Source organism: Shewanella sp. 10N.261.52.F9 (assembly GCF_041471165.1).
In the GTDB taxonomy this organism is placed as follows: Bacteria; Pseudomonadota; Gammaproteobacteria; order Enterobacterales; family Shewanellaceae; genus Shewanella; species Shewanella marinintestina.
This window is the reverse complement of record NZ_JBFRNX010000021.1, coordinates 94,101-115,100: the sequence shown is the minus strand read 5'-3', so window position 1 is coordinate 115,100 and position 21,000 is coordinate 94,101. Positions and strand designations below refer to the sequence as shown.

Genomic DNA, 21,000 nt, shown 5'->3' with positions numbered 1-21,000 from the left:
AATAACGGACCTCGACTAATCTGCTTTATAATCGAGGTCATTTGCTTTAGCATGCCTAACACTTAGCCAGCCATCTTGCTTAATCTAATGAAAAAAATACTAATTGCCGCCAGTGTAATAGCTGCTTTCACTCTATCTGCTTGCAGCAAAAAAACGGCTCAGATTGAATGTGAGACGTTCGAGCGTTGCTATGTATTGAGTTTGATAGCAGGGCAAAAAGCGCTGCAAAGCCATACTGAATTTAGGCAATTAAAAGTCGTTATTGGCATAGACTATGACGCTAAAAAAAGTACTGAAGTGCAAACTAAGGTTAAAGAGTCGAGCGGCTCTGCAGAGTTTGATGTACTTGCTAAGCAGGCATTACAAGATTCAATGGAAGCATTACTACCTGTTTTGGCGACATTGTCAGAAGAGGAGCAAGACAAAGGTGAGTCATTCAGTACAGATTTGATAATGAAAACGGCTGATTTCCCCATTGAGCCAAAAGTCGAACGAGAGCCTGAGTTAGTTGAACAGTTTCATGATAATGGTCAATTGAAAGTTCGCGGCTACGAGCTAGGATTTGATAGAGTAGGTCATTGGCAGACTTTTTATGCGGACGGCACGCTGCGTTATGACGAGCACTATCCTGCAGGAATAAGAAAGCGTTTCTATGAAAATGGTCAACTCGCACAAGAGGGCTATTTTGACGAAGGTATAGAGCAGGGCGAGTTTACAGATTATCACGACAACGGCAGTCTAAGAGCAAAGCGTCACTTTCAAGATGGCCAGATAGTTGGTTTCGCTGAATCCTATTCAGAAGATGGCACGCTGGAGCAGCAGGCCAATTTCGATGCTGAAGGTAACGGCACATTGCGAGAGTTTTGGCCTAACGGACAATTGAAGTGGGACACTGCAGTTATTAGCGGCCAGCCAACTGGTCAGCAGGTATATTACGACCAGCAAGGTCAGCGGCTCGTTGAAAAGGCGCTTGCAGCCGCCAAGGTGTTTCAGCAAAGTATTGCTGATAATGATATTGATACCTTTATGCACTTTATTGTTGATGAAGAGATCCTGTTTGAAGGCACTAGAGTTAGTTATCAACGCATCATTTGGCAGTTCACCGAAAAGATGAAAGCGGGCGTTTTTAGTCAAGACTCGGTGGCATTTACCGAGGCCACACAAATGTTTATTGATGCTGATGAGTTTTATGCTTACTTGCCAATGACAATTAGCACTCCAAGCAAACAAGGTATGCAGACTCGAGATTCAGCCTTAGTCGGTTACTCTACCGATATTGGTAAAACATGGAAGTTTGTCGATGCTAGCGATGGCTACAATGTGGTTGATGCTGTGTTACTGAGTTTACCTAATGAGCTGAAGATCCCTAAGTTTGCAGAGCCTCAAATTATTGTTGAAGAAGGTGAATAATTAGCAGTGTTAAAGTTGAGTGAAAGCCAAAAAAAGAGTAAGCCAAAGCTTACTCTTTTTTATTGCTGAAGCCGCGTGTTTGCCGCGATTTACTTCAGCAGTTATTACTTCTGTTGCTATCTACTTTTGTAGTTGGGCTTTAGCTGCTTCAACTTTAGAAAAGTCTAAGCCTAGTTCTTCAACAGCTTCTTTAATCAAAGCAGGGTTTTGCATTACAAGGCCCATTAACTGCTGTAGCTTTTCAGGTGGAATGCCGAGCTGACCAATCACTGCCATGGCCATCATTGGGTTTTCAGTTAGTGTTTGGAACAGCTCTTTAGCTTGCTCATCACTGACGTTGTGTTCTTTTAAGATCGCAAGAATCGGGTTCATTGCATTACCTTTTTGAGTATGTAAATTTTCAATAGTGACTAATTCTAACACTCATCTCTGCCCAAGGTGGAGTGAGTTTTATTGTTGTGTGTACTATAGGCATGCCTGCAACTGACTGTTGTTAGCTGTAGGATAGGTTTAGCTTAAAATGTAGTCATTTAACTCTCTGTTTATTGATGAGTTTTGCAAAGTTAGCTTTTAGTGATATAGCCAAATTTAAACCTTAGATAAGCTGCGCAGCAGTTGGCGTATAACGTCGTATTATTGCTAGGAAATAGCTTACATGGAAAAGTCACAAGCAGGCCTGAGTCATTACTTATCTGGGCTGTTTTTAAAAGATAGGCAGGTTAGCAAACGGGTATTTAATTTAGTGATTGGCTTAGTGCTAATTTGGGGATTTAGTCTTAATTATCTAGCTGTTGCGTATTTTCCGATTGAAATACTGCATTGGATAAATCCCTGGGTTTTGCTAGTAGTTGTGTTTGGATCATTAATGGGCGGCTGCTTGATTATGCTGCAGTATCCGCTGCCGCTGGTGAGCTTTTTAGGCTACAACCTGATGACTTTGAGCCTTTGCATTACCTTAAGCCTACTTCTACAAGGGTTTACGGCGGCAGAGGTCGCGGTAGCCGTGGAGTATACTGTAGGCATTACCTTATTAATGATCATTACTTCAACCTTAGTACCTAAGCTTTTTTTGAGTTTTGGCAAGGTGTTATGTGTAATTGGTGGATGGATAGTGTCGGTTGAGTTTACTTGGCTGCTGCTGTTTGGTCATAGCCACGATATGATCCATTTAATTGTCGCACTGAGTAGCTGCGGTTACATTGGTTATACTTGGGCTGTTGCTTGTGAGTATGGCGAAACCTTAGATGAGGCGATAGATTTTGGTGGCATGTTGTATATCCATATCATGAATTTATTTATGCGTATTCTAAATCTTATTGCATCGCTGCGATCGTAATTGACAGCCAGTGAGATTAAGCAAAAAGCACAGCCTAGGCTGTGCTTTTTTCGTTTAAAGCATTTCTACTTAGCAAAAACACTAAAACGTTAACATAAAAAGTTATAGCGGATTTAGGTAGGCTTTCACTGCGGTCAGCCTTACTGTTGCACCGCCGATAATATCGAGAAACCCTAGTATCGATAATGGCTTGTTAGCACTGACCCATGCTGAGCCCGTTGCGCCAATAGGGAGCATTGCCATAGTGGCTTCATCCACCTCTAGCACCACGGTTCTGCCCACAGGCATAGAACCTAAGTTTATATGGCGGGATACCATCTGCTCACGAGGTAAGATATCGCCCTGGGCTTCACCTGTGGCTTCGACCTTACTGTGCACTCTGGCTCTAAATATCTGCCCTGGATAAGCATCAATATAAAACTCAGCAAATTGACCTGGTTGAATATAGGCAAATGACTGATCAGGAATACGCATCTCGACAAATTTGCGCTTGATATCCCATAGGTGCATCGCTCCAACACGTGAGCCATCGGCGATATAAACATGGGTTACCATGCCGTCAAAAGGTGCGCGCACCTCTAGGCGTTTGAGCTCAAATTGCTGTTTGCGAAGTTGGGCATACTGCACTTCTAGCTGGGCATGTTGCACTTTAAGCTCTGCTTTTATTATCTCAACATTGTCCTCAGCATTTTCTAAATCGCGCTCGCTAACATGCTGACCTAGCTCGGCTTTACGTTTATGGGTGCGCTTAGCTTGGGCAAGCTTTACTTCAGTTGCCTCGATGCTGCGCTCAACCTCGTTGATCCGCGCGTTGATTTCATCGATGGCACTACTGACCTTGTCATCTACTAAGGTGTAGATCAATTCCCCTTTTTTGACTCGTTGATTGTGATCGACTTCGATCGATTCTATCTGCTGACCAATGGCAGGGGATAAAATCGCATGGGGAGCTCTTACTGTGGTTGAGTTAGTTAAGTCTGCAGGTGAATAAAAGCGGTGAGCCAAAAACAGCGCACTAGCAATTAAACAACCGACAAATACGCTAATAAAATAATTGCGCGGTCTGGTTTTTATCACTTTGAATTTAAACAGTAACCAAACGATAAAAATGTACGGCAGCATGATCTCTTTCATTAGCGTGTCCCCCTAATCCATTCTTGTGCTCTGTCCCAGTCGGTGACGATGGCGATAACGGCCAGTACCCATAAAGGTTTCCAAAATAGGCCTAGCATACATAGCCAAAACACCAGTTTTGCTTGCTGCATGCCTTGTTCTTTAGCGAGGTACTTAGGCAAAGAGTGCAGGTGCCAAAGTTTTAGAGCGACCCAACTAAAAATGCCGACAGTGATTAAGGTGACGACCCACATAAAGGCCACGGAATCGAGTAATACTATTACGCTTGGTAGATTTTTATAGGTAAAGTCGGTGTCATGGATCTTCATTTAACTCACTTAGACGGCGTGTCATCGGCTTTTGATATTTATTGGAAAGCAGATGTTAGCGTTGGCTTGCTGAACCCAGGTTGAACTCCTTATCCAGTCATTTGTTAGATAGCGTCAATAAACTGAGTTTTGAGACCTGTACTGCAAAAAATCGACGAAATAGATTTTATGTAAGTTTTCTGGCATTTCTTTTTGAAAATATTTTTTGTTGGTTGTTTTTGTTGGTTAAAACAGAGTTTTATTGGTCATGGTGCTAGGTAGATTTTAATTTTGTTTATTTTTATCTGATTTTTATCAATATGTTGGTTGTCAATATTTTGTCTTTGATGATTTTGTGGTTTTTATAGTTATAAGTTGGTGATTAATCGATATATTTAGATTTACAAAATTAGGATTACAGATAATAATCCGCCAGATCTTACAAGTTGCACCGTGTGCACTTGCTGAAAAAGGCAAAACCTGTGAAAGCAGGTGACGCAAAGCATCCAGCCTAAGGGGCAACCTATGGCAGTGGCGCTACCACAAGTGACACAGGCCGCACTGCCTGCCTGTTTGTTACTTTTCTATATCTAATGAAAAGGGATAAATACATGAAATCACTAAAAATAAACCTGTTAGGTGCTAGTGTTGCGTTAGCTATGGGCGCGTTATCTGCTCCAGCTATGGCTAACGGTAGCGATATGGTTAATCCACAAGCCGGTGTTGTTGTGGGCTATTGGCATAACTGGTGTGCCGGTGGTGGTTACAAAGGTGGCGTAGCGCCATGTGTGACATTAGAAGAAGTCGATCCGCAATATAACGTTGTTGATGTGTCATTTATGAAGGTTTATGGCGCAGTAGGCACAATTCCTACCTTTAAATTAGATCCTGCAGTGGGCTTGTCACAAGCGCAGTTTATTGAGCAAATCAGTGAGCTAAACCGTCAAGGACGCTCTGTATTAATCGCATTGGGCGGCGCAGATGCGCACATTGAGCTGCGTAATGGCCAAGAGCAAGCACTGGCGGATGAAATCATTCGTTTAGTTGAGGTATATGGTTTTGATGGTTTGGATATCGACCTTGAGCAAGCGGCTGTTACCGCTGCTGACAACCAAACTGTTATTCCTGCTGCGCTGCGTATCGTTAAAGACTACTACCGTGAGCAAGGTAAAAACTTCTTGATCACTATGGCACCAGAATTTCCATACTTAACAACTAGTGGCAAGTACGTGCCTTATATCACGGCATTAGAAGGCTACTACGATTGGATTAACCCACAGTTTTATAACCAAGGCGGTGACGGTATTTATATCGAAGGCCTAGGTTGGATTGCCCAAAACAACGATAATTTAAAACAAGAGTTTATTTATCATATCGCTGATGCGCTAGCGAATGGCAACAATGGTTTTACTAAGATCCCGCACGATAAACTTGTGTTTGGTATTCCTACTAACATCGATGCCGCAGCAACCGGCTATGTTAAAGATCCACAAAAGCTATACGCTGCTTTTGAACAACTAAAAGCACAAGGTCAGCCACTACGTGGTGTGATGACGTGGTCTGTTAACTGGGATATGGGGAAAAACTCAGCAGGTCAGGCTTACAATGAGTCATTCATTAAGGCATACGGTCCGTTTATTCATGGCCAAGATATTTTGCCGCCAGAGCCTGATAACGGTAAACCAATTTTTAGTGGGATCAGTAATACTCGGGTTAAGTTAGGCGGTGAATTTAATTCACTAGCTGGCGTAACCGCCAACGATATGGAAGATGGTGACTTAACATCGTCAATTGAAGTTGAAGGTAACGTAAACACTGATGCACTGGGTTTGTATGCACTAACATACCGCGTGTCTGATAGCGATGATAATCTGACTGAACAAGTGCGTAGTGTTGAAGTGTATAACACTAAACCAGAAATCAAAGGCGTAACTAATGCCAGCGTATTAGTGGGTAGTGAGTTTTACCCTATGGCAGGTGTTAGTGCACTTGATGCCGAAGATGGTGACTTAACTGACCATATCGTTATTGAAGGTGATGTTGATACGGATACATTAGGTCAGTATTCACTCACTTACCGTGTAACAGACAGTGCTGGGCAACAAACCGTTGCATTGCGCAGTGTTACAGTGAAAGAGCAAGGCGCTGTGTGTGAAAACGCATGGGATAAAGCCAAGGTTTACCTTGGCGGTGATACAGTTAGTCATTCTGGTAAGAGCTGGTTAGCTGGCTGGTGGACTCAAGGCGATGAGCCCGGCACTACAGGCGAGTGGGGCGTTTGGAAAGCACAAGGCGATAGCGACTGTGACGGTGGCTTACCACCAGTGGTTAAACCAACTCTTGATGTCACCGGTATTGCACCGCGTTATGTACTTGATCAAGGCAGTGTCACTATCGAATTTAGCGCTAGCGTTAACCAAACCATGGTGATTAAAGCTAGCTTAGTGCAAGGCAATAACGTATTTGCTAGCACTGAAGTTAATAGCGTAAGCACTGCAGCTCTGACTCTATCTGCGACAGATTTAGTTGAAGGTAGCTATGAAGTCGTGGTTAGCGCTCCAGAGCAAGAGCTAACTCGCCGTACTAGCGTCAGCTTAGTTGAAGAAGATGAGGGCGGTGACTACCCAGCGTACGCTGCAGGCACTCAGTACCAAGCTGGTGATGTTGTGACTAACGCCGGCGGTGTTTATGAGTGTCTACCATGGCCAAACAGTGGCTGGTGTAGCGGTTCAGCAAGTCATTATGCGCCTGGTGTGGGTAGCGCTTGGGCCGATGCTTGGTTCGCTCGTTAATGTTGTTAATACATTAAGCTAATCGGCTAACCTTATATCGATAAGCTTTAAAGCCCTATCAATTTGATAGGGCTTTTTTGTATTAGTTGTTTGATGTTTGAGCTCAATTGCCTCTAGGCTAATTTATACTTTATTTATATACGCTTACGGCTAGGTTTAAATGTGATCTAGTTAGCAAATTAGCTTTGAAATACTAGCGATAGTGAGCAATTAATATGAATATCTATTCATATTAATTCAATAACTATAAATAAATATGCAATCAAATTCTGTTGAGTCAAACTCTATCAAATTAAGCCGTCGTCAATTTCTTTATGCTGGTGCTGCTGCATCTAGCTTAGCGACTTTAGGTTGTAGCTCAAGCCCTGTTTCTACGCAAACTCCATCAGCTGCAACAGTGAATACCACTGAAGCGATACCGCTTAACTTTAACGAAAATCCATTAGGGCTAGCACCTAAGGCACAGCAAGCGGTACTTGAAGCATTGCCTAACGCTTGGCGGTATCCAGATGCGGCACGTAGTGATTTAATGGCAACGATTGCTAGCAATCTATCATTAGAAGCCTCGCAGCTTATTTACGGTAATGGTTCATCTGAAGTGCTAAAAATGGCATTAGATGCACTGGTGCAAACTAATACCCAGTTAGTGATGCCAGATCCGAGTTATGGTGTGATTATTGATTACGCTATCGCCCGTGGTGTACCAGTGGTGAAGGTAAAGCTTGATGGCAATTGGCAAACTGACCTTAGCACGATGAAAGCCAAGGTTGCCGCCCATAATGGTCCATCTATTGTGTACTTATGTAACCCAAATAACCCGACGGGTCTATTATTGCCGCAAAGCGAACTCAATCAGTGGTTAGATCAAGCATCGAGCCAATTAAGCTTTATTGTTGATGAAGCCTATGTGGAATATGTGGCGCAAGCTGGATTTGTGTCAGCGATAGAGCGAGTCAATCAAGGGCAACAGCATATTGTGGTGTGCCGTACTTTCTCAAAGATTTATGCTTTAGCGGGTTTACGTGTCGGCTACGGTGTTGCGCATCCTGAGTTAATCAAACTGATGCAGGCGCAAGCGAGTATTGATAATGCCAACTTAATTGGTTGTGTTGCGGCAAAAGCCAGCCTTGAAAGTCATCAATGGCTTGAGTTGAGTCTTGAGTCAAATGCTCAGGCTCGCGCATTGGTTTATCAGCAACTTACTGAGCTGGGTTTAGATTACCTTCCTAGCGAAACCAACTTTATTTTCCATAAAGTCAACGGCGACAGTGAGCTGTATATGCAGCGTATGGTCAAGGCGGGGATTTTGGTTGGACGTCCATTTAATCACGGCGAAGGCTGGAATCGTCTTTCAATCGGCACGCCATCACAGATGCAGTATTTCTGTAAAACCTTAGCCAAGTTCCGCGAACTAGGCTGGGTGTAAAGTACGATTCAGATTAACAGCTCGCTACTAAGTGAGCTGTTGAGCTCGAGTGTTTGATGGACTTGGCTTTACTGTTTGCAGTGGCTAGTATGGTAATAACTAATTTTGTAAAAATTAAGACCATAAAGAGTCCTCCTTATGCCTACTGCATCTAAATCCGATCCAAGCGTTTCAATAAGCCCTCCCGTTATTGCTAACAATATCACCGATCTGATAGGCAATACCGATCTACTGCGAATTAATAGTCTCAGTGAACTGACTGGTTGTGAGATCTTGCTTAAGTGCGAGCAGCAAAACCCTGGCGGTTCTATTAAAGATCGCGCTGCGCTGCAGATGGTGGAAGATGCCATTGCAAGCGGCAAGTTAACATCTGGCATGACCATAGTTGAAGGGACTGCAGGTAATACCGGGATTGGTTTAGCACTGGTAGCGAAAGCACTTGGTTTTAAGATGCAGGTGGTTATGCCAAAGGGGCAAGCGCCTGAAAAAGAGCAAATGGTTACCCTGTATGATGCCAAGCTTAAACTTGTCGATCCATGCCCGTTTGCTAATTCAGATCATTTCTATCACACCGCGAGAAGAATAGCTGCGGAGAATAGTGATTGCTGGTGGGCGGATCAATTTGAAAACACCAGTAATTTTAGGGCCCATTATCTCAATACCGCTCCTGAGATCTGGCAGCAAACTAAAGGAGTGATCGATGCGCTAGTCTCTGTCGCTGGTACCGGCGGCACGATCGCTGGTAACTCGCGTTATTTATCAGAGCAAAATCCACAGTTACAAACTTGGTTGGTGGATCCTGATGGTTCTGGGATCTACGCATATTTGAAAACAGGCCAGTACCAATCAAGCGGCAGTTCATTTACCGAAGGTATTGGCATCATGCGTTTAGTGGAGAACTTTAGCCAAGCTAAGATCAACAAAGCCATTACTTTGCCGGATGTTGATTTGATCGCTATTGCGCGCCATGTTAGAGAATATGACGGTATTACGCTTGGTAGCAGCGCTGCGTTAAACGTTGCCGGCGCACTCTATGCCGCTGCAAAAATGGGCCGGGGCAAAACTATAGTGACTTTTTGGTGTGATATTGCCGAGCGCTCTTCATCAAAGCTTTATAATGAAAAATTTCTTAGCGACAAAGGTTTTAGTGGCAGCAGCGAAGCCGTTGCAGATATGTTTGCTCGTTATCAAGCTGAGGCTGATAGCGCAGTGGTTACTTTAGAGTAGATTGGGAGCTGGGTTTAGTTTTTACTGCACATTTATTGATAATTAGCTTTTGGTGTTAGATAGTCCGCTAAAGTAGTTATCCGTATAGCCCTAAGCATGAGTTTTATCCGGTTTAGGGATGTGCAAGGGTAGGAATTAAGTTGATGCACAGTGTTCCCAATGTTGAATTTAGAGCGCCTAATATTAATAAATCTGGCGTCGAAATATTAGATTTAGACCATTTTTACAGCAAACTCGCTAAGTGTAAGTTTTGTCCATCTAAACCTCATCGGATTAATTACTTCTGTTTTATTTATATCACTGAGGGGCAAGGTGGTCACTTTGTCGACTTTAAATATCATCCATTTAAAAATGGTAGCTTTATTTTTATCAATAAACATCAAGTGCATGCTTTTGATTTAAAAAGTCGACCAAAAGGTAAGATGATTAACATTACTGAAGATTTTTTAAATACTATTTTAACTAATATTCGTATTCCATTTTTTACTCCTACTCATCTGGTGAGCTCACAGCAACCGCTTTTAAGTTTAAGTCAGCCTTTGATAGAAACTTGTGAGCACTTATTGTACGAAATTAATAAAGCTCAAGAAGGCGCCACAGACTCTAAATTGCTTGTGCAATTGTTATTCTCGTCATTACTGGTCGCATTAGCTGCAGAGAGAAAGACAGAAGCCTTACATTTAAATGAGGCGCAGGCATATCGTTTCCAGCAATTTTTACTGCTCATAGAGAGCAAGGCTGCAAGTACCCGTGAGGCATCGGAATATGCGCAGATGCTGCATGTATCCTATAAGTCACTTAATTTGCTGTGTAAGCAAGCTTGTGGCCAAACAGCAAAACAGTTGATTGATGCGCATGCGATTCTTGAAATTAAACGCCGACTAATTATCGGTAGCGCCAAGATCCAAGAGATAGCTTATGATCTTGGTTTTGATGATGTGACTTATTTTGTGAAGTTTTTTAAGCGACATACTCAGCTTACGCCATCTCAATTTAAAGAGGCACGTGTTATTAACGCACAAGCTTGATATCTCTATGGTATAGAGCCTAATATTTATTAGGTAAAAAGCCATTTAGTTCACATTGTTATTACTAGGTACGAAAATCACCATTTTTGGGATGATAAATCCATTACCCCTAGGTCATTAATTGACTATTTTCTGTTTTGTAAAATATAGAACTCAATAATCACTAAGCCAAATATTATTGGCTTTTTAGCATATAAATTAACCTGATGAGCTGCTTTTTTGCACCTAAAAATGAGCAAATGGGAATTTTTATCCTTAATTGAGCTGCAATATTTTATTCCAAATTCATTGCTTTGTTTAGTAAAGAGTTAAATAAGGCATGTAAGAAATTTAAATATAAAAACAATGATGACTTTGCAGGGAATATCATGATAAATAGTGTAAATGCTTCCTATAAAAAAGCGTTACTAGCAAGTATGGTGACTTTATTGGTTGCCTGTGGCTCAGACAGTGATGATGTCTCGCCGCTTCCACCTCCAAGCGACAATAACCCACCTATAGCCATGGCGACGACTGCAACAGCGATTATTGGTACGCCTGTAATGATTGATGCGCTTGCTAATGATAGTGATCCAGACGGAGACGCTCTTACGCTGAGTTTGATAGAGTTAGTAGAAGGCAGCGGCGAAGGCGTAATTAAGGATAATCAGTTGTTATTCACTCCTGCGCAAATTGGCACCGTTGTGTTTAATTACACTGTTGCTGATCCTGAAGGGGCGACAGACAGCGCAACTGTAACCATTAAGGTTAGTGACAAAACTGAAACACGCCGCTATGTGGGCAGTCAAACTTGTTTAAGCTGCCATACTGACAAAGACACCTTTTTAGAAACTGGCCATAATTTTAAGCTAAGTAAAATAGAAAATGGTGAGGCACCTAAGTTCCCATTTACATCTTTAGAAGGCTCTGTTGAGTTGCTATATGGCGCAGATAATAGCGCAGGTACACCAAATAGCTGGGAAGAGGTCAGCTATGTGATTGGTGGTTATTATCGTACCGCAATGTATCTAGATAAAAATGGCTACATCTTATCAGGTACCGGGGTGCGGGCAATTTTGCCTGAAAATGGCGAAGACTTTACGCTAGATCATATCTCAGGTTACGCCCCAGGTGGAGAGCCAGATGCACATGTATTTGATTGCGGTCATTGCCATACTACTGGCTGGAAGGATTACACTCCGGGTTCAGACTTAAATCCAAATCATCAAGATGGTCTTGTTGGAATTGAAGGTACATTTGAGATGACAGGTATTCAGTGTGAAGCATGCCATGGCGCGGGCGATAAACATGTGAAAACTCAGTCTGCAGATGATATCGATCGTATTGCAACAGGACGCTATACCTCGGACTTAATGCAAGCGGATATGGGTTTTGGTAAAGCGATAACCTGTAGCGAGTGTCACAGCAAAAAGACTAATCGTAAGTTCCCAGGTTTTGTGAGTGAACATAACCAAGACTTTGGTGGCGATACGATTGGCGGTCGAACGATTCCTTATGATATTGGTGGTCGAGTAGCGGGTGACGCGATGCTGGGTATGGATGCTGATACAGGGGAAGTTACTGGTAAGAAAGCTGATATGGCTTGCCACACCTGCCATAACCCACACCAATCTAAAATCAATAGTGATAAACCTGGCCATGAAAACGCAATGGTGAGGGATTGTATCGATTGTCACTATGACAAGCCATTTATCCCAGAGCTTGAAGTACATAGCTTTGTCGCTAAATGTGAAAGCTGTCATATGCCGAAAGATAAGCACTTCTTCAGAATTAACTTAGACTATCCTGCCGATAGTGCTGAGAACTTCTCTAAAGATGGTAAGTATGTGCAGCCTTGGAATACCTCAAAAGATAGCTGTTCTAGCTGCCATAAAGACGATTACGATGTGCGTGCAGCTTTGATTAAAAAGATGCACCTGTAAACGTGCTCTAGCTGAATAAGTTCAGCGAGTTTCACCTTTGATTAGACTTAGCCTTAAGTATTTTACTTGAGGCTTTTTTATGGGTTAACGATTGTCGCTGTCGTAGCTACAAGCTGTGGGATCTTGGCTGAAAAGGCTGTGGTAAGTCGCTATGGATTTATTTTCTCGGTTATGGCTTAGGCTACATATATTGCAGCTATTGCAGCTATTGCAGCCTGAAATTTTGCAGCTTTAAGTTTGTAGATCTTAACTATAAGAGTTCAATGCAATATGTTATCGGTGGTGTCATATCGACAATTGACTATCATTTTGACATCTTAAGTTTTTATCAAAAAGACACTGGTAAATTGAGTTGGTTTATACTAAATTCTTTAAAATCAATAAAATAAAATATTGGCATGTTCAGTGCAATTACTGCTTCAGGTTTAGTGTTAATGCACTATTTGAATTTTAGTAATAGGTGGCAATATGACAATCCATGTCAAAAACAACATTCATTGGGTAGGACAACGCGACTGGGAAGTACAGGACTTCCATGGTACCGAATATAAGATGACCAAAGGGACGAGCTACAACAGTTACCTTATTCGTGAGCAAAAGACGGTATTGATCGATACAGTTGATCATCGTTTTAGTCAGCAGTTTATCCAAAACCTTGAGATGGAGATCGACCTTAATGAGATCGATTACATCGTCATAAACCATGCCGAAGAAGATCATTCAGGCGCTTTAGTTGCGCTAATGGCTAAGATCCCTAATACCCCAATCTATTGCACTGAAAATGCAGTTGATTCGATCGTTGGTCACCACCATCACCCTGAATGGAACTTCAATGTGGTAAAAACCGGTGACACTTTAGACATTGGTAACGGCAAGCAATTGATCTTTATCGAAGCGCCTATGCTGCATTGGCCAGATAGCATGATGACTTATCAGACTGGTGACGCTGTACTGTATAGCAACGACGCCTTTGGTCAGCATTATTGCGATGAACGCCTATTTAACGATGAAGTCGATCAAACTGAATTGATGGATCAATGTCTGCGCTACTACTCGAATATTTTAACGCCTTTTAGTGCCTTGGTGACCGCTAAGATCCATGAAGTACTTAGCTTTAATGTTCCGGTTGATATGATCGCAACGTCACACGGTATTGTATGGCGTGATAATCCAACGCAGATCATCCACCAATATCTTGAGTGGGCTAATGATTACCAAGAAGAGCGCATTACGCTATTTTATGATTCGATGTCGAATAACACCCGTATGATGGCAGATGCGATTGCTCAGGGGATCCATGATGTCGATCCAGCAGTTGCAGTGAAAGTCTTTAACGTATCGCGCCAAGATAAGAATGACATTCTTGCTAGTATCTTTAGATCGAAAGGGATCTTAGTCGGCTCATCGACTATGAACAATGTGATGATGCCTAAAGTGGCTGGCATGCTAGAAGAGATCACCGGTCTGCGCTTTAAGAATAAGAAAGCGGCAGCTTTTGGTAGCTTTGGCTGGAATGGCGGCGCGGTCGATCGCATTCATACTCGCTTAACCGATGCTGGCTTTGAAACAACTTATGGGATGAAAACTAAGTGGCGTCCAGATGGCAAAGCTATGCGCGAATGCCGCGAGTATGGTCAACATGTTGCTAAGCAGTGGGCTCTGAAAGATCTGTCTGAACCGTTAAAGCAAAACATAGTTAATCGTGAAATAGCTGCTGCAGATAGCAGTGTTGAGTCGTTTACACCTGCAGCTCAAAGCGATGTAAGCACTGCGGTTGTTGATAGTCAAAAGATGCTATGTACCGTCTGTAATTGGGTTTATGACCCCGCTATTGGTGAGCCGAATCAAGATGTCGCCCCAGGTACTACTTGGTCTGATGTGGCTGAAGACTTTCTTTGTCCTGAATGCGGCATTGGTAAAGAAGTGTTTCAACCAATAGCTGGAGCCTAATGTGATGAGCGAACAACTTGATGCGCCAATCGTTATCATTGGCAGTGGCTTTGCCGCCTATCAGCTTATTAAGGCTATTCGCCGCAGCGATCAAACGGTAAAGATCCAGGTTTTTACTGCGGATAATGGTGATGATTACAATAAGCCCGATTTAAGCCATGTGGTGTCTAAACAGCAACTGGCGAGCGATCTGGTGAGAGCATCTGGTGTAGAGATGGCGCGGGAGCTTAACTTTGAGTTGCACGCGAATAGCTATGTGGACTCGATTAATCCAGATCAACATAAGATCAAGGTTGCAGGTGAGGCGTACTCATACGCAAAGCTAGTTATTGCCACCGGAGCTAAGGCCTTTGTGCCGCCAATGTCTGGTAAGGCTATAGATCGCATTGTGACGCTCAATAGCTTGCAAGAGTATCAAGCTGCTGAACAAGAGTTGGCGTTGGCTAAGCGTGTGTTGGTGATAGGTGGCGGTTTGATCGGCACCGAGTTATCTATGGATCTCGCAACAGCGGGTAAGCAAGTGATCACAGTCGATCCCTGCGAGCAATTGATGGCTAATTTGCTTCCAGAATACGTAGCCACTCAGCTGAGCAAAAAAATGCAACAGTTAGGTGTGCATATCGCACTTAATAATACAGTCAGTAGCATAGAGTCGAGTTCGAATGAACAATCGTTGCAAGTTGAGTTAGCAAATGGTGAGTTGTTTACGGTTGATAGCGTAATTTCAGCAGCAGGATTGCAACCCAATACTCAATTAGCCAAGCAAGCTGGATTACGAATTGAGCAGGGGATTGTGGTTGATAAGCAACTTCAAACCTCCACGGTTGATGTATATGCTCTGGGAGATTGTGCGCAGATAGATGGCAAGGTGATGGCTTATCTGCAGCCTGCTTTATTATGTGCCAATGCACTGGCTAAGACTGTGTTAGGCCAAACAACAGCAGTGGTTTTGCCAAATATGTTGATCAAGGTAAAAACACCGCATTATCCGATTCAAATGGCTGGCCAAACAAGGCTGCTGGCGAACCGCTGGCAACTCGATATCGATGCTTACGGGACGTGTGTGCAAGCTTTTGATACTGATGAGCAATTACAAGGTTTTGTGGTAGTAGAGCAGCATATGAATAAGGCTTTTGGCTTGCTTAAGCGTTTAGGCAAAGCGGCAGCCTAGGATTGAAAGAGACAATCGGCACAGTGGTTTCGTTTTGCTATAAATAGTGGTGAGATAGCGACAAGTATTTTACTCGATAGCGTAAAAATGGTCGAATTAGGCAAGTGTTAATCAGTCATTATAGAACAATAAAAAAAGCCAGCTCTGCTGGTTTTTTTATTGTCTTTTTTAGCCGATATTTTTTACTGACACTAGCCATTTATTTGACAGTAATTTACGCTATTTAGTTGTAATTAATTAGTTGTCAAATAGTGTTTATGTGCTTGTTTTAATATGCTAATTTTATACTTTGTCGTGATAAGTAAATAAATGCCATCGCGATTGCTAAAATTGCTGCCTATGTCGCGAATTTTACATCGACTATAGGTATACTCCGTGAACTCAAATTTTACCTAAACGATCCTTAAGTCGTCAGGCTTTTATGAAGGTGTTTCAAATGCAATCAAGATTCATCATTCAGTTAGTCGTAATGTTAGTTTTAGGCTTATCTAGCCTGCAAGTTTTAGCAAGAGATTTAGCCGAGATTAAAGCTGAAGGCGTACTTCGTCATTTAGGCGTACCCTATGCAAACTTTGTTTCTCAATTTGAAGAGGGTAATAAAGTAAACCATAGCGGTCTTGATATTGAATTGATGCAAAACTTTGCCAAGCATCTAGGTGTGGAATATCAATTTGTTCCTGCTCAGTGGGCGACTGTATTTGGCAAGTTAACCGGTCGCAATGGCCAGTTTGTTAATAATAAAGTGGTCTATAGCCCAGAACAACCTATCGTTGGCGACGTTATTGCTAATGGCTTAACTGTACTCGATTGGCGCCGAGAGATAGTCGACTTTTCAGATGATTATTTTCCATCGGCTGTGTGGCTAGTGGCACGCACTACTTCAGAACTTAACCCTATAAAACCTAGCGGTTCAATTTTTGACGACATCACCATGGTGAGAAGTTTGCTCAAGGAGCGCGATATTCTGGCGATGAAACAATCTTGTTTGGATCCCGATCTTTATAACTTATACGCCACTGAAGCCAATGTTATTTTGCCGACTAAAGAGTTACAACTTAATGAAATGGTGCCTTTTCTATTGAGTATCGATGCGGAAGCGACATTGCTGGATGTAGCCGACTCGCTCATTGCCATCGATAAGTGGCCTAATTCTATTAAGATTATTGGCCCAATTTCTGAAGAGCAAAGAATGGCAATGGGTTTCCGTAAAGACTCTCCTGAGCTCAGAGAAGCATTTAATCAATATCTTAAACAGATCCGTGCTGATGGTAGTTACCGAAAATTGGTTAAAAAGTACTACCCAACAGTATTCCATTATTACCAAGATTATTTTGATCAAGCGGTAGCTGATACTCATAAGTAACATGAAACACTTTAAATGGTTTAATAGTAAAACGGCGATTATCATCGCCGGTATTTTATTGAGTGGCTATCTGATCCTCATTCTAACGGTAACCAATTTGGGACAAAGCCGTTTAAAGGAGTCACAAAATAGTGCACTTAATTTAAGAGTGAGTAATTACGTTGAAAACCTTAGTTTTTTCTTCGATGCTAGTGAAAAAAACATCGCTAACTTAAGTGAAAAGCGCGACGTTAATACTTACTTCTCCAACTTAGCTGCAGGCATGTCGATGCAGTATGGTTTGAGTTCAAGCTTGTTCAGCCTTAGCAGAACGATAGAGCAGTTTACTCAATCAAATAAAATGGATAGCCAGTTTATTTACTCTCGGGTCACGATTGTAGGGCTTGGCGGTACTGTTATTGCGGACTCTGAATCTGAATCGGAATTTGATATTAGTAAACTGCCATTCAAGCTTATGGAGCAAGTTAGCCATAAGGTGCATTTGGTTGATACGGCAGACGGCTTACAGATCTTGTTACTGCAGACGATTTACCATCAGAATAAACCTGTGGCAATTTTGGTTGCGAGCCTAAATACTGAGCTGATTATCGGTATGTTATCGACTCAGGAGCATGCTGATAGTGGCAGTTGTTTAACCTTGGTCTCTCCAGCAGGAAATGTCTTGGTATGGAACTCTTTGACCGACTGTGGAACCAACATTCAGCAGCAAGGATCTAAATACTCGGCCAATAGTCCTGGGATTATCTATTTCAACAAGGACGTAAAGTCCACGCCGTTTATACTTGAAAGCTGGTTTGAGCCGGTGAGTGAAGAAGACATTTTTACGTCAGGTTGGTTTATTGCTGCCATTTCACTCTTAGCTTTACCTGTCTTTTTAGGTCTGATCTATTTAATGCGAGTGAATAACACTAATTTAGTGCTGCAGACTCAAGTTGAATTGTCATCGGAGCAACAGCAAAAGTTAGCCAAACAAAACACGTTACTACATGAAGAGATCTCTAAACGGAAAAACTCAGAGAGCAAACTTGCTTACCAAGCGAGCCACGATGAGCTGACCAATCTTGCAAACCGAAACTATGGTATGACAAGTTTAGAGCGAGCCATTTGCACCGCTCATGCCCGAAAGACTCAAATATTATTGCTATTTATCGATCTCGATAACTTTAAGCAGATTAACGACACTATTGGCCATCACGCTGGTGATGAGTTATTGAAGCAAACCAGTGCACGTTTGCTTCAATCGGTACGCAGTACAGACACTGTCGCGCGTTTAGGTGGTGATGAGTTTTTAGTGATTGTGCCGGATATTAAACACCAAGATGCGGCAAAGTTGGTTGCGAGCAGTATTTTATCGATATTTGAAAAGCCGTTTCATATTGAGCAACAAGAGTTTTTTGTTTCGACTAGCATTGGTATGTCGACTTACCCTAAAGATGGAAATACTGCCGCGACACTACTGAAAAGAGCTGATACGGCACTGTATCGAGTTAAAGATATGGGGCGTAATGGCTTTAGTTTTTATGATGCCAGCATGAACTTAGATGTGCAGCGAAATCTAATGCTTAACATGCGCTTACATCAAGCGATTCAGCAAGGCGATATTGAGATTTACTATCAACCCATTTTGGATTTAAGCACTCGTAAGATTGTTGCTGCAGAGGCGTTAATGCGTTGGAATGACAGTGAACTCGGCTTTGTATCACCTGAAGACTTTATTCCGTTGGCTGAGAAAAATGGCTTGATCCACAAGCTTGGCGGCATGGTATTGTCTGAGGCATGTAGTAAAGCTGCCGGCTGGCAAGCTATTTGCCCGATCACGATTGCGATTAACTTCTCGAGCGTACAGTTCCGTTATTGTGAGCAGCTACAAGCAAAGATTGTAGATGTATTGCAAGAAACAGGCTTACCCGCGAATAAGCTCGATATGGAAGTGACTGAAAGCTTGCTTATTGATCAAGGCCATAGTTTGATGAAGATGTTGTCGTACCTTAAACAGCTTGGGGTTGGGCTTTCAATTGATGATTTTGGTACTGGGTATTCAGCATTAAGTTATTTGCAAAAATTTCCATTTACCAAGCTTAAAATCGATCGGGCTTTTATTAATAAAATGACCACTAGTTCGTCTGATGAATCATTGGTATCGGCAATTTTAGCAATGGCAAAATCGTTAAAACTAGCTGTAGTGGCTGAAGGTATTGAAGATGAGCAGCAAGCAAATTTCTTGCAGCAACATAACTGTGAATATGGCCAAGGATACCTATTCAGTAGACCTATCCCCGCAGCAGAGTTTACTCAGTTATTACTTGATGAACAGAGCAAACTTTCCGCTAACGTTCAGCAGCAAGTGTGACGTATTTTAAAGACTAATAAAAAGGCCGCTCACGAGCGGCCTTTTTTGTGAGTTAGCGCTATATCTAGCGGTAACTCACCTATTAAGTCAGGTAGTATTTAGCTTGTGTGCTTACTTCATCTCGCGATAAAGCTGTTTCATTGCCTTCACTAAGCCCTTTACGTCATCATGGTCATGGAATAAGTGAGTTGAGATACGTAGCGTGTAGGTCTTAAACATATCATTTGGGTCAATCTTGAAAGAGGTGGTTCTTACAATATAACCGTACTCTTCATGCAAACGGTCACGGAACTGGGTAAGTAGTTCAATATCATGTAGATCTTCAAATGGATTAAAGGTTGTTAGACCACTAGAAAGCTGACGAACATTAGGGGCAAAGATCATTGCATTAGGGAACTTTTTAGCCAGTTCACGCTTACATAGAGCGCTTAAGTCAAGAATACGTTCTTCAATAGCATCACGACCAATCTCATCCCACAGGGTACAAGCATCTGCTAATGCACGTTTTGCAGGGTAGTTATCTTGGCCAACAGATTGCAGTCTAGACTGTATGGCTGTAGCTGAAGAAGAACTATTGATAAACCAAAGCGGAGTTGCTCTGTCACTCCAAAATTCATATAAACGGCTGGCGTTGTCTCGAACATATAAGAAGCCAGTTGCTCCTGGACCACACTGCCATTTATGACCCGCACCAGAGTAAAAGTCACAGTCGATATCGTGGAAGTCTAAATTGAACATACCTGGGGTATGGGCACCATCAATTAAGGTCACAATACCGTTTGGAATCGCGACTTTCTTACAAATTTTCTTAGCAGGTAATGTGGTGCCGGTTGTGTAAGTTACATGTGAGAAAGCGATTAAACGTACACGATTACCATAGAGGTTTACCGCATCGTTGAACACTTTTACAAAATCATCAGCACAGACTTCATTATCAGGTGTATAAACAGGAAGAGTTAACTCTATGACTTCTGCACCATAACGTTCGGCAACATGCTTTAACGGCACGGTGATCGCTGGGTGCTCGTGGTTGGTTGTTAAGATGACATCGCCGTATTCAAACTGTAGGCCATTAATAATGGTACAAACACCATCAGTAGTGTTGCGTGACAAGACTAATTCGTGTTCGTCAGCACCAAAGCTTGGTGCTATTTGTCTAGCATAATCTAATGTTGGAACGTTGCTGTTCCAAGGGTTGATAGAAATTTGCTCATTAGCTTTATTATATTCTTTAAGTACTCTTTTTGGCATGCTACCAGAGGTACCGATATTCATATAGGTGGTGCGCTTGTTTAATACAAACTCTTTACGCACTTTATTCCAAAAGCCATGATCAGAATGATTACCGTGAAAAGCTTCAGTAAACTCGGCATTACCCGCCTGGGCACTGGCTGGTAATAGGCTGGCACCAGCAGCTGTAATAGCAAGACCTGTAGTAGTTTTTAGAAAGCGGCGACGATCGTTATTTTGTAAATTGTTATTGTGTTGATTGGTCATGGTTCGTTCTCTAATTAAGACTAAAAATAGTCAAAGTTGTTGTTTTTGTTTCTTTGTTGATAAAAGCCTGTTCTATAACTTATTTTATAAGCTAAAGAAGCCATATA

Annotated in this window: 15 protein-coding genes and 1 riboswitch; of the genes, 11 read left to right on the top strand and 4 right to left on the bottom strand. The window is 42.2% G+C overall.

All coding sequences use genetic code 11. From position 1 onward, the window contains the following. Nucleotides 1–87 precede the first annotated feature (87 nt). The gene (locus AB4298_RS13770; protein WP_371987149.1) at nt 88–1,410 is read left to right on the top strand and encodes a toxin-antitoxin system YwqK family antitoxin; all 1,323 of its coding nucleotides are present in this window, start codon (nt 88–90) and stop codon (nt 1,408–1,410) included. Between the two features lie 120 nt (nt 1,411–1,530). Here the strand turns inward: AB4298_RS13770 and AB4298_RS13765 are convergent, their stop codons facing one another. Further along, a complete protein-coding gene (locus AB4298_RS13765) occupies nt 1,531–1,782 on the bottom strand; it encodes a DUF2999 family protein (protein ID WP_220765371.1) in 252 nt (83 codons plus the stop codon). Nucleotides 1,783–2,065: 283 nt separating this feature from the next. Here AB4298_RS13765 and AB4298_RS13760 point away from each other — a divergent pair, with 283 nt between their 5' ends. Beyond that, nucleotides 2,066–2,746, top strand: a complete 681-nt coding sequence (locus tag AB4298_RS13760; protein WP_371987147.1) for a Bax inhibitor-1 family protein — start codon at nt 2,066–2,068, stop codon at nt 2,744–2,746. Nucleotides 2,747–2,848: 102 nt separating this feature from the next. Here AB4298_RS13760 and AB4298_RS13755 read toward each other — a convergent pair whose 3' ends face one another. Further along, nucleotides 2,849–3,880 carry an HlyD family secretion protein gene (locus AB4298_RS13755; RefSeq protein ID WP_371987145.1) on the bottom strand — a complete coding sequence of 344 codons (1,032 nt, stop codon included), beginning with the start codon at nt 3,878–3,880 and terminating at the stop codon, nt 2,849–2,851. After that, nucleotides 3,880–4,188 (bottom strand): Mg2+ and Co2+ transporter, encoded by a 309-nt coding sequence (locus AB4298_RS13750; protein WP_371987144.1) that lies wholly within the window; start codon nt 4,186–4,188, stop codon nt 3,880–3,882. Before AB4298_RS13750 ends, AB4298_RS13755 begins: the two co-directional genes overlap by 1 nt. Before the next feature lie 441 nt (nt 4,189–4,629). Continuing rightward, nucleotides 4,630–4,712, top strand: a riboswitch (cyclic di-GMP riboswitch). 66 nt (nt 4,713–4,778) lie between these two features. Here AB4298_RS13750 and AB4298_RS13745 point away from each other — a divergent pair. From AB4298_RS13745 to AB4298_RS13705, 9 genes are all read left to right on the top strand, one after another. After that, on the top strand, nt 4,779–6,959 hold the full coding sequence (locus tag AB4298_RS13745) for an immunoglobulin-like domain-containing protein (protein WP_371987143.1): 2,181 nt from the start codon (nt 4,779–4,781) through the stop codon (nt 6,957–6,959). 256 nt (nt 6,960–7,215) lie between these two features. Continuing rightward, complete coding sequence (locus tag AB4298_RS13740; protein WP_371987142.1) at nt 7,216–8,385, top strand: pyridoxal phosphate-dependent aminotransferase; 1,170 nt, start codon at nt 7,216–7,218, stop codon at nt 8,383–8,385. Nucleotides 8,386–8,523: 138 nt separating this feature from the next. Further along, nucleotides 8,524–9,612, top strand: coding sequence for a cysteine synthase A (locus tag AB4298_RS13735; protein ID WP_371987141.1), 1,089 nt, complete (start codon nt 8,524–8,526; stop codon nt 9,610–9,612). 143 nt (nt 9,613–9,755) lie between these two features. Beyond that, nucleotides 9,756–10,640 (top strand): AraC family transcriptional regulator, encoded by an 885-nt coding sequence (locus AB4298_RS13730; RefSeq protein ID WP_371987140.1) that lies wholly within the window; start codon nt 9,756–9,758, stop codon nt 10,638–10,640. 368 nt (nt 10,641–11,008) lie between these two features. Continuing rightward, nucleotides 11,009–12,562 (top strand): cadherin-like domain-containing protein, encoded by a 1,554-nt coding sequence (locus AB4298_RS13725; protein ID WP_371987139.1) that lies wholly within the window; start codon nt 11,009–11,011, stop codon nt 12,560–12,562. Nucleotides 12,563–13,030: 468 nt separating this feature from the next. Then, nucleotides 13,031–14,512, top strand: coding sequence for an anaerobic nitric oxide reductase flavorubredoxin (gene norV, locus AB4298_RS13720; protein ID WP_371987138.1), 1,482 nt, complete (start codon nt 13,031–13,033; stop codon nt 14,510–14,512). A 4-nt stretch (nt 14,513–14,516) separates the two neighbouring features. Next, the gene (norW, locus tag AB4298_RS13715; RefSeq protein WP_371987137.1) at nt 14,517–15,683 is read left to right on the top strand and encodes an NADH:flavorubredoxin reductase NorW; all 1,167 of its coding nucleotides are present in this window, start codon (nt 14,517–14,519) and stop codon (nt 15,681–15,683) included. A 436-nt stretch (nt 15,684–16,119) separates the two neighbouring features. Next, nucleotides 16,120–17,046 carry a transporter substrate-binding domain-containing protein gene (locus AB4298_RS13710; protein WP_248999120.1) on the top strand — a complete coding sequence of 309 codons (927 nt, stop codon included), beginning with the start codon at nt 16,120–16,122 and terminating at the stop codon, nt 17,044–17,046. 1 nt (nt 17,047) lies between these two features. Then, on the top strand, nt 17,048–19,396 hold the full coding sequence (locus AB4298_RS13705) for a putative bifunctional diguanylate cyclase/phosphodiesterase (protein WP_371987136.1): 2,349 nt from the start codon (nt 17,048–17,050) through the stop codon (nt 19,394–19,396). A 111-nt stretch (nt 19,397–19,507) separates the two neighbouring features. On the opposite strand, the gene AB4298_RS13700 is transcribed toward AB4298_RS13705, so the two are convergent. Beyond that, a complete protein-coding gene (locus AB4298_RS13700; RefSeq protein WP_248999122.1) occupies nt 19,508–20,893 on the bottom strand; it encodes an aminotransferase class V-fold PLP-dependent enzyme in 1,386 nt (461 codons plus the stop codon). Nucleotides 20,894–21,000: the final 107 nt, after the last annotated feature.